The organism is Pseudomonas frederiksbergensis, from assembly GCF_017114915.1.
Classification (GTDB): Bacteria; Pseudomonadota; Gammaproteobacteria; order Pseudomonadales; family Pseudomonadaceae; genus Aquipseudomonas; species Aquipseudomonas frederiksbergensis_I.
Genome location: NZ_JAAUOE010000012.1, coordinates 1 through 15080 on the forward strand (window position 1 = coordinate 1; position 15080 = coordinate 15080).

Genomic DNA, 15080 nt, shown 5'->3' on the forward strand with positions numbered 1-15080 from the left:
CGAACGCAGCCTCGCAGGCTCGACAGCTGCTACAGCAATCTCATCGCGGACAAATCCTCTCCATCCGCCGCGCGCTGATCTAGTGTTGTATCTAAGAAGCTCGCCGGTATCGCCAACCCCTGCACGGGTGCTTGCCAACCAATAGCCTATGATTGCTAGCCATTGCCAATCCGCTCTGGAGTCAACAATCTGACGCGGCGTTCGAGCCCCGACACTCCGCTGCCCACAGGAGCCCAGCATGACCGCAACTGTTCTGGTACTGGTTGAAACCATCAATGAATACCTGCCGATTCTCGAACATCAGGGGTTTCATTTGATCCTGGCCCCAACCCCGGCCGAGCGCGCCGCCGCCATCGCCCGACAGGGCGGTCAGATCGATGCGGTGCTGACGCGCGGTCCATTGGGCCTGTACGCCGATGAAATCGCCGCCCTGCCCAACCTCAAGATCATCTGCGTGATCGGTGCCGGCTACGAACACGTCGACCTGCAAGCCGCCGCCAACCGGGGGATCACTGTGACCAACGGGGCCGGCGTCAATGCCTCTTCCGTTGCCGATCACGCCATGGCGCTGCTGTTGGCACTGGTGCGCGATATCCCTCGGGCCGATGCCGCGGTGCGTCGGGGCGAGTGGCCGAAAATCATGCGCCCTTCCCTGGCCGGGAAACACTTGGGCATCCTCGGCCTCGGTGCCGTCGGCATCGCTATCGCCAAACGTGCCGCCAACGGCTTCGACATGAGCGTGAGCTATCACAACCGCCAGCATCGCAGCGACGTGCCCTACAGCTTCTGCTCGACGCCTACCGAGCTGGCGCGCCATTCGGATTTTCTGATCGTCGCCGCACCCGGCGGGCTCGGCACTCAACACCTGATCAACCGGCAGGTGCTCGACGCACTGGGCCCCAACGGATTTCTCGTCAATATTGCCCGGGCCAGTGTGATCGTCACGGCGGACCTGATCAGCGCACTGGAACAACGACGGATCGCCGGCGCCGCGCTGGATGTCTTCGACCACGAGCCACAGGTGCCCGACGCCCTCAAGGCGCTGAGTAACGTAATCCTGACTCCCCATGTCGCCGGATTGTCCCCGGAGGCCACCCAAGGCACCGTGGAGCTGGCCGGCAAAAACCTGACGGCCTTTTTTGCCGGACGACCGGTACTGACCCCCATCGCTTTACCGCCGCCGTCGTCCGTGGCCCTGCACAATCACTAAAGAACGCCCAGCAGCGTCCAGAGCCGCCGGGATTCGGCATCGGCGCTGATCAGCTCTCCCAGCAGCTCGCTCAGGGGCTTGTTGCCCCACTCCACGCCCCGTTTGATCAGATAGGGCACCGGGCTGTGGGGTTCGGTGCGCGCCAGATAGTCGGCGATCAGCAGCAATTGCCGGTACGCCTCTTCACGATTCGCGGGTTCGCTGAACACCTGGGGTACTGCAAGGACTTCAGGTGCGGCGACCGGGCTCGGGCTCGATGCCGCCACCACAGGCATTTCGACGGGCGGCGCCGGGGTCGGTTTACGTGGATGCATGGCGATGAACTCCTGAACCAACGTCAACAACGCTTCGATCACATCCTGCAACGCCTTGAAGCCTGGCGCCTGATTGCCGAGCCAGGTATCACTCCAGGTTTCCAGGCGTTGCAAGTGCTGCTGGCTGAGCAACAGGCTGCCCTGGCTGTGCAACCAGAATGACAACGGTGTGACGCGGATCTGTTCGGTGAGCTTCTTCTGTTCGTTGCGCGCGTTTTCGGCTGAGGTCTTGGCCGCTTTACTGTCGCTGCCCTGTACCTGTTGCAACTGCAAGCGGCGCCAGGCGTCCAGACAGAAACCCTCGAATTCGTGGTTATGCGCTCCGAACAGCGGCACTCGGGTGAGCAGCACTTGCGCGTAGCGTCGTACCAGCCATTCCAGCGGTATCACCCGCCATGACGGGTCGCCGTCCTCAGCCTGCGGGTGCAGGTGCTCGGGATAGCGCTCACATAAGCCGGCCACCAGCGCCAGGCTGCCTGGCAATCCTTCGAGCCCGTCCTGATGCAGCCAGGCCTCCCCCAGCCAGGCGCTGAGCATCAAATCCTTGCTGCGTTCGAGCAACAGGCTCGTGGCCAGTTTTTCCAGCTCCGGCCACTGGGCGCGCTTGATCGACGACTGCCACACCCCGGTGGGCAAACTGGTGTCGTCCTCTCGGCGCAGTTCGCGCAACCGGTCGAACTCAGGTTCATAACGCAAATCCTGACCACAAGGTGCCTGCTCACTGATCGGTTCGAGCAGTTGGGCAATCAGTTCCGGCAACGGCGTTGAAGGTTGATTCACAGGCCCTCCTCCTCATGAGCGTCGATGGCCGCGGTCGACCGCGTCACCATGAACGGCGAACGCGGGGCCCGGGTCGGCAAGGGCGCAATGGACAGCGGCAATTTCGAGCCCTGGGTCATCAACGACAAGCGTACAAACATCAGGGTTTGCTCGGCGGTGGTGGTGCTGGCCTGCGTCGTCACGGGCAGGCGCAAGGTCAACGGAAAATCCGTGTAGTCCATGTTCGGCTGGCGCTGCACCGACATGTGCGAACGCATCAAGCGCAACAGCGACCACGGTCCGCTGTATTCCCAGCCTGCCTCCAGATCCCGCACCACCAGGCTTGGCTGTAGCGGATCGTTGGCCGGACGCTGATAGCCATTCCTGGCCCAACGCAAGGTCAGCCGGATCGGTTGACCGACCATCCAGCGCAGATTCTGCTGAGCCTCGCCGGGGTAGCTGATCTGTTGATTACCGGCATTCAACCCCCAGGCAATCACCTGATCGGCACCGCGCTCCTCGTCTCGATCGGTGCGCCAGCGCACGTCCATTTCCACCCCCAGCACACCGCTCTTGTCGCGCACGAACATCGGGCCCAGCCAGGTGCTGGCTTGTTTCAGACGATTGAGAAAGTCCTCGGCGGCCAGGCGCTCCGGGGTCTGGCTCAACAGCAATCCGGCCTGCGCCACCGGCAAGCGCTTGTCGATCAGCTCCAGCAAATGCTGAACCCGGGCCGGGTCGGCGTCACTGGCCTGCAGGCCATTGGCAAACGGAAAGCGCTCGGCCAGGTATTGATTGAAATAGTTGGCCAGCTCGTTCCAGGCGGCTGCAGCCTGTTGCTGCTGCAGGAACAGGCAGCGTTGCATGGCGGTTTGTTGCAGATCCACCGCCCGCAACGCCAATGTCCCGCGCCCGCCGGACAGGTTGGCGGTTTGCAGGATCTGGCCACAGGACGTGACGTCCATTTCGATGAAGTCGCGACTCACCAACTGCTCGATCTGCGCCGGCGAACTGGCGGGGTTCTGCTCCTTGTATTTGAGCAGTTCGTCGTTGAGCGCGCTGAACTGCGTCACGCGTTCATAATCCAGCGCCGAGAGGTTCTGTTGCTGGACTTTCAGCCATTCCAGCGCCGAGGTGCGGCGCTCGGTGATGCCCAGCATGGTGTTGAACTGCTGCTTGAGGCTCAGCTTCAAATCCTGCACATCGTTGGCGCCATACAGTTGCAGGCCGAGGTTTTTCGAGCCGTCCCACTGGCCGATTTCCGTGCGCCCGCTGAACAGCGGCTGGGCGACGACTTCATCGAGACCACTGATGATGTCGGCCAGGGCACGGCGGTTCAACGCCGTTTGCAAACGCGTGGCCAGATCGCTGCGGCGCACCTCGATAAAGGCTTTTTGCAAGGCAATCGCCTGGGGCGCCTGCACATTGAAGACGCCGCTGTGGACCTGAGCATTGTGCTCGCGCAGGCTCGACAACATGGCCTTGACCACCGCGCCTTCGGCCGCTTGCAGCAACGCGCCACGATACGCCGGGGGAATGCGTGGCAGCTCTTCGGCGGCATAACTTTTGTAACTGGCGAAATAGTTCAGCGCACTGTCGAGGTCGTCGCCATCAACGCCGCGCCCCTGTCCATCCGGAACGTCGGCCTGATTCGCTTGTAAGGCGATGGCGACAAAATCACGTTTGAACAACGCCTGCACCGCGTTGTTCAACTGCACCACATGCTCCTGCAAGACCAGTTGCCCACTGCCTTGCTGAATCAGCAAATTATCCCTGGCCCCGGCCTGGGCGATCCATTGATCACGAAAGCTCTGCTGCAATGTCGACGCCTGCTGATCCAGTTGCTGTTCGACCTGTGGGCCGAGCAATGTGCTTTGGCGCACCTTGTCCATCATCGCCCGGTAACCGGGCACCAGATCCTGGCCCTTGCCCCGGCTCCACGCTGAGTTGGTCAGGCCGACCAGTGCTTGCAGGTCGTCGATCAGCGCCCGCAAATCTTCCAGCTCGAAGAGGGAATTGCCGCTGCCGGCCTCCAGCCGCTCCAGGTGCAAGCGCAGATAACCGGCCTGACGCACGAAGTTGTCTGCGAGGAAATACTGGTCCAGCCAGCGCTCCATGAGCCCGAGGAAATTTTCCTCGATCTGCGCGCGCTCGACGGTCAGGTCCAGGGGTTTCAACTCACTGTTGTCGGCATCGAGCAGTACCCGGTTGTAAAAACCGGCGCGGTGCAAGGTGCCGGCATTGAGGTTCAGGGACAAGGCGTTGTTGCTCAATAACACCAGGTCCTCAAGCGGGGCCTTGGTGTTGTTCAGCGCCTGATGGAACCACCGGTTCTGCTGCTCCAGATTCACCGCACGTTCCACCAGATCCGTGGCCTTGACGTAGTTTTGCCATTGGGCCGGATCTTCGCTTTCGACGTTGCCCCGGCGCTCGGTGTTGCGAATGGTCTTGAGTTGCGCGAGGTCCGCGCTCAACAGGTCGCGCAACGGCAGCAACAAATGGCTGCGTGCGGTCAGTTGCAACTCGCTTTCCAATTGCGCATCCAGCGAAGAGACCCAGGAGGTCGGAAACACCACCGAGGTGAAGCGCCAGCGCGGCGCCTTCTCCAGCACCCGCCAGAAACTCTGGACGTTGCGCCGGGTCGCCTCCAGCCGATGGGATTCATCCGTGACCGCCGCGTAATTTTTCTGTGCCCCTTGCATCAGGCGCGATAACTCATGGGCATCCTTTTCCGAGTCCTGCCACACCCAGAGCATGCCGACGCCCCAGAGCACCGCGACCACCAGCGCCACGCCACCGGTCACGCGCTGCCAGCGCTGACGCAGGCGCAACAGGCGCGGCACCACTTGGGCCAGACCGCGCTCGGCGACCACCCGCCGCTGCCACAACTGCCGGGCGAAGGCGCTCTGTTGCAACCCGGTGTCGTAGGCCGAAAACCCGTCGGCGCTGTCGTCCGAGGGTTGGTTGGCGGTGAAATAAACCCCACGAAAACGCGGCGCCTCGCCTTGGGCATTGCCCTGGAAAACCGGTTCCAGCAAGGACTGCAGATGACGCCGCAAGGCTTCGAAACGCTCCGGCAAGCCATACAGCTCGCTGCTCAACTGCCCGGACAAGGCCCCGACTTCGATGATCGATTCCACCAGGGCCCGGTTGACCTGATCCAGCGCCTGGTCACTCCATTGCGCCTGCCAGACTGCATCGGGTCCATGGGGCGAGGACCAGCCGAGTGTGCGTTCGCGGGCCTCCACCGGCAGCGCGCTGATCAACTCCTGAAAGCCCGGCAACTCTTCCATGCCGGTAATGACCACGTACACCGGCAGGCTCAAACCAAAGCGTTGCAACAGATCGATGAAGCGGCGACGGGCCGCCACACCGAGGGTCGCCGCCTGCTCGAGGTTGCTGAGTCGATTGACCGGCACCGTCCAGATCACCCCGTCCAAAGGGCGTTGACTGCGCAGGCGCAGGATCAACCCCAGCAAGCGCCACCAGCCGCCCCGTTGCAGGTGCATGCCTTCATCCGGCAAAAACAGCGCCTGGGGCACCACCAAGACCGCGCCTTCGGGGTCCGACCACCAGCGACCGAACCAGGCCGGTTTGTCGGTGGGCTGCAAGCGCCACTGGGTGCATAACTGGGTGCCCTGGGTTTCGTTGCCGAGCATCAGCAGCCAGGGAATCTGATAGCGGTCCTGGGTGCCCTGCTCCTGCTCCATCTGCCGCACCGCCAGGTAAAAACTGCGGATCGCCGCCCCGCTTTGCGTGCGCAACCACCAGACCGCCACGGCGACAATCGCCAGCACCAACAGCACCGCGATGATGAGGCCGATAATCCCCAGCGTGCTCATATGTCTTGCTCCGAGGCGGCCACCGAATCGGTCAGCTGCAAGACCGGTTCGAGCTCCTGACGAATGTCGCGCCAGAACAACTGCCCCAACCCGGTCAGCAGCAGGACCATGGCGAGAATCCCCAGGCCCAGGCGAAAGCCATCGGGCAATGACAGACGCACCGGCAATTGCAGCGGTTGCACGACCGAAGGCTGTTCGAGCCGGGCGCTGACGTCGGCATAATCTGCCTCGTGTTGCCAGGCAAAGGTGAACAGCGCCAGACGCCATTTTTCATGCTGGGCCTGATTCTGTTCGCCCCGCAGACGCCCCTGAAAGCCCAGCACCAGGCACTGCAAATAGACATTGGCCAGATCGCGCGTGGTGGGTAGCTGTTCGTCCAGCAATTCCTTGATGGCCAGCGGTATCCGTTCACCGGCCTGACGGCTGGCGTACATCCGCGATTCCAGGGGCTTTTCCTGCCAGGCCGATTGGCCCGGCCATGGCGTGAACAGCAAGGTTTCATCGACCAGCGCGACAAAGGCATAGACCAGCGCTTTGACCTGCTCGGTGGCGGCGTCACCGACCTTGGCGAAGGCGGTTCGCCAAAGGCGTTGGGAGATTTGCGTGGAGAGCTCGACCACCGCTTCCACCAGCGCTTCGTCTTCGCTGTCCTTGGGCAACTGGCTCCAGTCCTGGAACCATTGCTGCCAGGCCTGGCGAAAAGCACTGCTCAGCGGCGCTTCGTGGAGGCCTCGTGTACCCGTCCCGGCATTCCCCTCAGACATATGACGTTCCTTCCTTGATCAGGCACTTTCACTCGCCTGAGCCACAAACAACACCACTTGCCATGGACTGCTGGCCAACCTGGAAGCCGGTGCGGCAATCAGCAACGGCAACTGCCCGTCGAACCATTGGCCTTCGGCCGTCACCACGAACAACCGCGTGTCATCGCCGACGCCGTAGGCCACTTGCTCATTGCGACTCATGGCCTCATGGGACAAACCACTCATGCGCTGACGGCTGAGCAACGGGACGTGCGGCTGCGAGGCGATGATCGCCCCACGCAGCCATTCGCTGGCGGCCTGTTCGCTGGCACCGTTGGGCATGCGCAAACCGATGACCAGCCGCTGGCTGGGCTGATCGTCGGGCAATTGAATCGAGAAGGACTGTTCGCTGCGCTCGAATGCCAGGCTGCGATAACCGGCGCGGATCAGTTCGAGAGTCTTTTCCAGCCAGTCGAGCACCGCCTCATAGCCGCGCTGCAACTCAAGAAAGTCCAGCGGGGCGAACGCCGGAACCCCGGCCAATGGATCGAGCGCCGACCAGGCGCCGGCCAGCCCAAGCAGCAAACCATACAGCGCCTGCGGCGTGGCCACTCGACTGTTCAGCAGGCCTTCGACTTCCGGCAGCCGCGCCCAGAGCGCGGTCAACTGGCGACGGATTTCCATCGCGTCGTCCTGATTGCCGGCCTGCTGCGCCTGGCGCAAACGACCGGCCAGGAACATGCATTTCTCCCGTGCCCTGGCACACAGCCCCGCCACGCGCCGGCCCACCACCGACTCGGGCAACAGGCACGGTGTCGGCGGTGTGTAAGGCAACGCAAGAAAACCGCCGCCCTCCTTGCGAATCTTCAACAGCGGCAGGCAGACCGAATCCGCCTTGTTCAGCTGCGTGCACAAACGCGGATTCGGACGCCAGACCGTGATCGATTCGGGGTACTCGCCACTGGTGAGGTCCGGCAACGCATCGCCAACCACCGATTGCAATCGCCCCTTGAGCGGCAGCAACTGACCGGCGCGCCACAGCGGGCTGACCGCCAGGTACACGGTGACGGTGGCATTGTCCGTGGCGTCGATCGCTTCACTGACATCGAGCTCCAGCATCGCCCCGACACCGGCCTGCAGATTGACCGGCAAACCGTCCGGCAATGTCGCCTGCAAATTGAGCAGGCGCACCCGCCCGGCGCTCAGCGCCGAGGGGTCGAATTCGACGCGGGTCACACCCCAGAACCACGGATTACACGCCTGGGCAAAATGCGCCACCAGCGCCTCGGCCCGCAGCCCCTGCAACTGAAAATGCTGGGGCAGCAACTGCATGCCCTCATGCCAGCAAACCGCGTCAGGTAGCAGACTCATACGACTCCTTTCGACCTGTGACTTGAACATCAGCCCTTGTGGGAGCAATCCTGTGGCGAGGGGGCTCCGTGGCGAGGGGGCTTGCCCCCGTTTGAGTGCGTAGCACTCACAAGATTGTTGGTGCATCAGCGATTTTGGGGCTGCTTCGCAACCCAACGGGGGCAAGCCCCCTCGCCACGGAGCCCCCTCGCCACAATCCTGTGTTCAGTTCGGGTGATCGCTGACCAGCGTCATCTCGCGACTGTCGAACTTGAGCCAGGCGTCGCTCTGATCGTCCAGCCGCAACCGGTGTGCTCCGGGAGTGTTATAGCTGGCGAAGACTAAAAGTCCAGCCGCCCGCGTGCCCCCCAGCGGGAAGGGTTGTTTGTCGATGAATTGACCGGGCACCAGCTCCAGTCCCCAGACCGTCATCAGCTGTCGGTAGTCGCGTTGGAACTGCTCGCGTTCGGCGAACCACTGGCGGGCGGTGATGCCCGACAATTGCTTGAGCAGGTCCGCGTCGTTCACCGCAATGAAGTCCACCGCAATCGGGGTGTCGTCGTTGGCGCGGGGCGCGACGTCCAGCGTCAGGCTATCGAGGTCGACACGAGGCCCGAACAACGAACACCCGGCGAGTGACAAGAGCAGAACCCAAGAAAAAAGACGTGCGTACAAAATGAATTTTCCTTTTCTCGACACGGTCCAAAAATGCTTTTTGTTTGCATTTTTATAGACCTGTTCTAGCGTCTTGGATAGTTCGGTCGGCACGACGAATTCGGAAGGTTCGTCAAAGGAATGACAGGTCCTCTGCCCTCCCTTTCTAACCTACGGTCCAGTAAGGGAATGCGATGAAACGGGCCTCCCGATGCATTGCACCCGCCTCATGCATCGGAGTCAGCCACCATGGCAGAAAGTACTCAGCACAAGCTAGACAGGGTTCGCCCACCCCGGGTGCAAATCACCTACGACGTCGAAATCGGCAACGCGATCGAGAAGAAAGAATTGCCGTTGGTTGTCGGTATTCTTGCCGACCTCTCCGGCAAGCCTCTCGAACCACTCCCGAAATTGAATGAACGGCGTTTCACCGAAATCGACCGCGACAACTTCAATGAAGTCCTCGCCTCGATCGGCCCGCGCGCCACCTTGCAGGTCAACAACACCCTCAGCGGCGACGACAGCAAACTCAACATCGAGCTCAACTTCAAGCACATCGATGACTTCGACCCGGTCAAGGTGGTCGAGCAAGTCACGCCGCTGCGGCGCCTGTTCGAAGCGCGTCAACGTCTGCGCGATCTGCTGACCAAGCTCGATGGCAACGATGATCTGGACAAGCTGTTGCGTGACGTCATCGCCAATACCGAAGGACTGCAAGAGATCAAGTCGGCCCGTCCGGACACCGCTGCTCCCGCTCCTGCTGGCGACAGCGAAGCACCGGCAGAACCGCAAGCCTGATCGTTCATCCATCCAGGGAGAATTTTGCCATGCCTGCCTCATCCGCCGCCCAAAGCCAAGCCAGTGACAGTACGACCGAGACCTTGTCCCTGCTCGACGAAATCATCGCCAAAGGCCGCATGGCCCATGACGACAGCCAACAGGATTACGCCCGCGACATGCTCGCGGAATTCGCCACCCAGGTTCTCGACGAAGGCATGGCCATCGACAAGGACACCGTGGCGATGATCAACGATCGCATCAGCCAGATCGACGAGTTGATCAGCGCTCAACTGAACGAAGTGTTGCACCACCCGGACTTGCAGAAACTCGAAGCTTCCTGGCGCGGCCTGCACTTGTTGGTAAAGAACACCGAGACCAGCTCCCGGCTGAAACTGCGGTTGCTCAACGTGACCCAGAAAGAGCTGCAGAACGATCTGGAAAAAGCCGTCGAGTTCGACCAGAGCGCGCTGTTCAAAAAGATCTATGAAGAGGAATACGGCACCTTCGGCGGCCACCCGTTCAGCCTGCTGGTGGGTGACTACACCTTCGGCCGGCACCCGCAGGACATCGGCCTGCTGGAGAAACTCTCGAACGTCGCCGCGGCCGCTCACGCGCCGTTCATTGCCGCCGCCAGCCCACGGCTGTTCGACATGAACAGCTTCACCGAACTGGCGGTGCCGCGAGATCTGTCGAAAGTGTTCGAGAGCCAGGAGCTGATCAAGTGGCGTTCGTTCCGCGAAAGCGAAGATTCGCGCTATGTGTCGCTGGTGCTGCCGCACTTCCTGCTGCGTCTGCCCTACGGCCCTGACACGTCGCCGGTGGAAGGCATCAACTACGTCGAAGACGTCAACGGCAGTGACCACGGCAAATACCTTTGGGGCAATGCCGCGTGGGCCTTGTCGCAACGGATCACCGAAGCGTTCGCCAAATACGGCTGGTGCGCGGCAATTCGCGGTGCCGAAGGCGGAGGTGCGGTGGAAGGCCTGCCGGCCCATACCTTCCGTACCACCTCCGGCGACCTGTCGCTCAAATGCCCGACCGAAGTGGCGATCACCGACCGCCGCGAGAAAGAGCTCAACGACCTCGGCTTCATCGCTCTGTGCCACAAGAAGAACAGCGACGTGGCGGTGTTCTTCGGCGGCCAGACCACCAACAAGTCCAAGCTCTACAACACCAACGAAGCGAATGCCAATGCACGGATCTCGGCGATGCTGCCGTATGTGCTCGCGGCCTCGCGTTTCGCGCATTACCTGAAGGTGATCATGCGCGACAAGGTCGGCAGCTTCATGACCCGCGACAACGTGCAGACCTACCTCAACAACTGGATCGCCGACTACGTGCTGATCAACGACAACGCGCCGCAAGAGATCAAGGCGCAGTACCCGTTGCGTGAAGCCCGGGTGGATGTGACCGAGGTCGCCGGCAAGCCGGGAGCCTACAAAGCCACGGTGTTCCTGCGGCCGCACTTCCAGCTCGAGGAGCTGACCGCATCGATCCGCCTGGTCGCGACCCTGCCGCCACCGGTAGCCGCCTAAAGTCGGTGAAACCTCTGTGGCGAGGGGGCTTGCCCCCGTTGGGGCGCGCAGCGGCCCTTGCTTTTAGGTCTGCTGCGCAGCCCAACGGGGGCAAGCCCCCTCGCCACAGGTTAAGGGCTCGGCAACCGTTTACGTGTCTAAATTGAATTTCTTCAGGAGTCTCATGCGATGGATGCAATCATTCTCGACCTCGGCGGCGACATCAAAGGCGATAGCTTGCTTGAGGGTTACAAGGACAAGATCGAAGTCATGTCCTACAGCCACAACGTGGCGATGCAGGTGACCAACGACGTCAGCAACTCGGAACGCACCTCCGGCAAGCCGCACATCGGCGAGTTCACCCTGACCAAATTCGTCGACAGCTCGACGCCCTCCCTCAACGAATATTGCTGCGCCGGCAAACCGATCCCCGAAGCCAAGATCACCATCGGCCGCAACGCCGCCGAAGGCAGCGGTCAGCTGATGCCGTTCATCATCTACACCCTGACCAACGTGGTGCTGTCCAACGTCAGCGTCAGTGGCGGTACGGGTGGCAAACCGGTGGAAACCCTTTCCCTGAACTTCACCAAAATCAAATGGGAGCTCACCGCCCAGAAAGACGACGGCACCAAGGAAGGCACGGCTGCCTCGACCTGGGACATGGCCGCCAACAAGCTCGTCAAGTAAGCGGACGCGTCGGCCATGGCAGGCACCGGCATGCTCCCACCGTTGTTCGAGCGCCTCGCCGCCAGCGAGGTCGACACCGTGCAGGTGTTCGATCGCCAGGGGCTGCTCGACTCGGTGCACACGGAGTTGCTGCGCCTGTTCAACACCCGACGCGGCTCACGTCCGCTGACCTCTCCACCGAGCATTCTCGACTACGGCATCGCTGACTGGACCGCCTTGCAACAGCAGCGCAGCGATGACCGTCGTCAGTTGGCGCGGGAAGTCCGCGAGGCCATCAGCCATTTCGAACCGCGCCTGCGACTGGGCGAGGTCCAGGTCAATCCGGTCCCCGGCCATCCGCAGCAACTGAGCATTCGGCTAGTGGGCGAGTTGAGCAGCGGCCAGCAACACTGGCCCGTGGCCTTTGTCATCGAGCCGGCCAGCCATGGCCTTGAGGTGCGTCATGAGCGACTCGATTGACCCGCAACTGCTCGATTACTACCAACGCGAACTGACCTGGCTGCGCCACGCCGGCAGTATTTTTGCCGAGCGTTATCCCAAGGTCGCCAGACGCCTGGAACTGTCCCCCGGTGAATGCCCCGACCCCCATGTCGAACGGCTGCTTGAGGGTTTCGCCTTGCTCGCCGCACGCTTGCAACGGCGGCTCGACGACGACTACGCCGAATTCAGCGACGCCTTGCTCGAACAGCTTTACCCGTTGGCCATGCGGCCGTTGCCGTCCTGCGCGATCGTGCAGTTCGAGCCGGACCCGAGCAAGGGCAACCTGGACGATGGCTACCCGCTGCCACGGGACACGCCGCTGTTCGTCACCACTGCCAAAGGCGAGAGCATCCACTTTCGCACCAGCGCCGCGGTTCGATTGTGGCCGGTACAAATCAACGAAGCGCTGCTGCTGGGCAGCGACGAAGCCCAGGCCCTGACCGGTGTGGCGCAAGCGCGCTCGGCCCTGCGCCTGAGCCTGCGCTGCCTGGGTGAAAGCCAGTGGTCGACGCTGGCCATCAAACAACTGCGCATTCACCTTGCCGCCTCGCCGGTGATCAACGCCTGCCTCTATGACCTGCTCGGCGCCCATGCCGTGAAGGTGCTGGCCGGCGCGGTCGGCTGTGTGCCGACAGTGCTCGCGGGGCTGCCGGACATCGTCGGTTTTGCCAGCAACGAAGTGCTGTTGCCGGACGAGGACGGCGTGCATCCGGGCATGCGCCTGCTCGCCGAGTACTTTGCCTTCCCGGACAAATTCAACTTCTTCGACATTCCATTGGCCGGCGCCGCCAGCGACAGCCAGACGCTGTACCTGTACATCGTGTTCGACCGTGCGCCAGCCAACCGTCTGCACCTTCAGGCCAGCGATTTCGCCCTTGGCTGCGCGCCGGTGATCAACCTGTTTCCGCGAACCTCGGAACCCCTGCGCCCGGACGGCACCCGCAGCGAATATCGTCTGGTCGCCGACAGTCACCGGGAAAACAGCGTCGAGATCCACAGCATCCGGGCGATGCGCGCCAGTTCCAGCCAGGGCGTGCAACGGGTGCCGGCGTATTACGGCAGCCAGCATATCGGCGGCGACAAACAGTGCTATTGGCATGCGCGCCGGGTCAGCGGCATGACCCCGAATCGGCTGGGCACCGACCTGATGGTGAGCCTGGTGGACACCCGGCTCGATCCGCTGAACGAGGCCAGCGAATACAGCCTCACCGCCGAACTGCTGTGCACCAACCGGCACCTCGCCCAGAGCCTGCCGGCCGGCACGCTCCTGGGTTTCGAACGGCCGGGGCCGGTGGCCTGGGCCCGTTTGCGCAACCCGCCCAGCCCGCAAAGTGTGCCGCGACTGGACGGCGAATCCCGCTGGCGGCTGGTGTCGCAACTGACCCTCAATCATTTGTCGCTGGTCGAGGGGCCGCAAGCGCTGGATGCCCTCAAGGAAATCCTTCAGTTGCACAACCTGCGCGACGAGGCCAGCGCCTTGCGGCAGATCGACGGCTTGCTCGGCCTTGGCTGCGAACGGGTGATCGCCCATGTCGGCGAAGATGCGTGGCGCGGCTGGCGCAATGGGCTGGAAGTCCGGCTGCAACTCGATCCGCAGCATTTCGTCGGCAGCAGCGCGGTGTTGTTCTCAGCGGTGCTGGCACAATTCTTTTCACTCTATGCCACGGCCAACCGCTTCGTGCGCACGGTCCTGGTCCAGTCAGGCAAGGAGGTCAAGACATGGCAACCCCAAGCCGGCATGCCGCTGTCCCTCTGAGCCTGAGCCAGAAGCTGCGGCGCGATCCGCAGGCGTTCGAATTATTGCAGGCCTTGCTGCTGCTGGAACGCGAACACCCGCAAGCCGAATCCCTGGGCAGCGGCACCGCGCCTCAAGCGGAAGCCTTGCGCCTGCGCGGGCCGTTGACGCCGCTTTTTTCCGCCAGCGAAATCGAAAGCCTGACTCAGGAAACGGGTCAGCAACCGACACTCACGACCCCAGTGTTTGGCCTCGGCGGACCCGACGGCCCCCTGCCCTACGCCTATCAGGAATGGCTGCAGCAACGGGCCCGGGCCAAGGATCATGCACCGGCCGAATTCCTCGACCTGTTCCAGCATCGCTTGCTCAGCCTGTTGTACAAGGTGATGCGCAAACACCGGATTGCGCTCGGCTTCACGGTCCCCGGCGCGTCGCCGGTGCAGGCGCAACTGCGGGCGCTGACCGGGTTGTTGCCCAAAGCCTTGCAGGAACGGCAGGCCATCCCCGATTCCGCGGTACTGGCGTGCAGCGCGTTGTTTGCCGACGGCCGTCGTTCGTTGGCCGGCTTCGCCGCGATCGTGCGCGAGCACTTCGAACTGCCAGTAGAACTCAGCGCCTATGAAGGCGCCTGGCGGGAGATCCCCCCCGCCAGTCGCAGCCGTCTGCAACCGGGTGGGCGCAATCTGCAACTGGGCCGCAGCGCCGTGGCCGGCACCCGGGTCTGGGACGAACACGCCGGCATCCGCCTGACCCTCGGTCCGCTGACCTCGGCGCAGGCGGCGTGGTTTCTGCCGGACGGCGAAGCCCATCCGGCGCTGGCCAGTCTCAGCGCGCTGTATTTCGGCCCCGACCTGGAGTGCACGCTGGTGCTGCTGATACGCGGTGCCAGCCCGATGAAACTCGCTCGCCAAGCACCGCCCTTGCTCAGTTGGAACGGCGGCCTGCAGCGTCAGACCAGCCTCGCCGTGCAACGGATCGAGACCCGCCTTCGTCAGCTGGAGATCACCTGAAC

Annotated in this window: 12 protein-coding genes; 7 read left to right on the forward strand and 5 right to left on the reverse strand. The window is 62.7% G+C overall.

Features of this window, described 5'->3' with window-relative positions:
* Positions 1 to 238 precede the first annotated feature (238 nt).
* Positions 239 to 1210, forward strand: coding sequence for a 2-hydroxyacid dehydrogenase (locus HCU66_RS11310; protein ID WP_205888570.1), 972 nt, complete (start codon positions 239 to 241; stop codon positions 1208 to 1210).
* On the opposite strand, the gene tssA is transcribed toward HCU66_RS11310, so the two are convergent.
* From tssA to HCU66_RS11335, 5 genes are all read right to left on the reverse strand, one after another.
* Positions 1207 to 2304 (reverse strand): type VI secretion system protein TssA, encoded by a 1098-nt coding sequence (gene tssA / locus HCU66_RS11315; protein WP_205888571.1) that lies wholly within the window; start codon positions 2302 to 2304, stop codon positions 1207 to 1209. The genes HCU66_RS11310 and tssA overlap by 4 nt on opposite strands.
* Positions 2301 to 6125 (reverse strand): type VI secretion system protein, encoded by a 3825-nt coding sequence (locus tag HCU66_RS11320; RefSeq protein WP_205888572.1) that lies wholly within the window; start codon positions 6123 to 6125, stop codon positions 2301 to 2303. Before HCU66_RS11320 ends, tssA begins: the two co-directional genes overlap by 4 nt.
* Positions 6122 to 6889, reverse strand: a complete 768-nt coding sequence (locus tag HCU66_RS11325) for a DotU family type IV/VI secretion system protein (protein ID WP_205888573.1) — start codon at positions 6887 to 6889, stop codon at positions 6122 to 6124. Before HCU66_RS11325 ends, HCU66_RS11320 begins: the two co-directional genes overlap by 4 nt.
* Before the next feature lie 18 nt (positions 6890 to 6907).
* Positions 6908 to 8239: a type VI secretion system baseplate subunit TssK gene (gene tssK / locus HCU66_RS11330; protein WP_205888574.1), complete on the reverse strand. Its 1332-nt coding sequence runs from the start codon at positions 8237 to 8239 to the stop codon at positions 6908 to 6910.
* A 204-nt stretch (positions 8240 to 8443) separates the two neighbouring features.
* Positions 8444 to 8893 carry a type VI secretion protein gene (locus HCU66_RS11335; protein ID WP_205888575.1) on the reverse strand — a complete coding sequence of 150 codons (450 nt, stop codon included), beginning with the start codon at positions 8891 to 8893 and terminating at the stop codon, positions 8444 to 8446.
* Positions 8894 to 9121: 228 nt separating this feature from the next.
* Between HCU66_RS11335 and tssB the strand changes: the two genes are divergently transcribed.
* The 6 genes from tssB (at position 9122) to tssG (ending at position 15078) form a co-directional block, all read left to right on the forward strand.
* On the forward strand, positions 9122 to 9670 hold the full coding sequence (gene tssB, locus HCU66_RS11340) for a type VI secretion system contractile sheath small subunit (protein ID WP_026331704.1): 549 nt from the start codon (positions 9122 to 9124) through the stop codon (positions 9668 to 9670).
* Positions 9671 to 9699: 29 nt separating this feature from the next.
* Positions 9700 to 11187 carry a type VI secretion system contractile sheath large subunit gene (gene tssC / locus HCU66_RS11345; protein WP_007937706.1) on the forward strand — a complete coding sequence of 496 codons (1488 nt, stop codon included), beginning with the start codon at positions 9700 to 9702 and terminating at the stop codon, positions 11185 to 11187.
* 168 nt (positions 11188 to 11355) lie between these two features.
* Positions 11356 to 11853: an Hcp family type VI secretion system effector gene (locus HCU66_RS11350; RefSeq protein WP_007906301.1), complete on the forward strand. Its 498-nt coding sequence runs from the start codon at positions 11356 to 11358 to the stop codon at positions 11851 to 11853.
* Positions 11854 to 11868: 15 nt separating this feature from the next.
* Entirely contained in the window at positions 11869 to 12312 is a 444-nt protein-coding gene (tssE, locus tag HCU66_RS11355; RefSeq protein ID WP_205888576.1) for a type VI secretion system baseplate subunit TssE, read from the forward strand.
* A complete protein-coding gene (gene tssF, locus HCU66_RS11360) occupies positions 12296 to 14089 on the forward strand; it encodes a type VI secretion system baseplate subunit TssF (protein WP_205888577.1) in 1794 nt (597 codons plus the stop codon). The genes tssE and tssF overlap by 17 nt, the downstream gene beginning before the upstream one ends.
* Complete coding sequence (gene tssG / locus HCU66_RS11365) at positions 14053 to 15078, forward strand: type VI secretion system baseplate subunit TssG (RefSeq protein WP_205888578.1); 1026 nt, start codon at positions 14053 to 14055, stop codon at positions 15076 to 15078. Before tssF ends, tssG begins: the two co-directional genes overlap by 37 nt.
* The last annotated feature ends 2 nt before the right edge of the window (positions 15079 to 15080 follow it).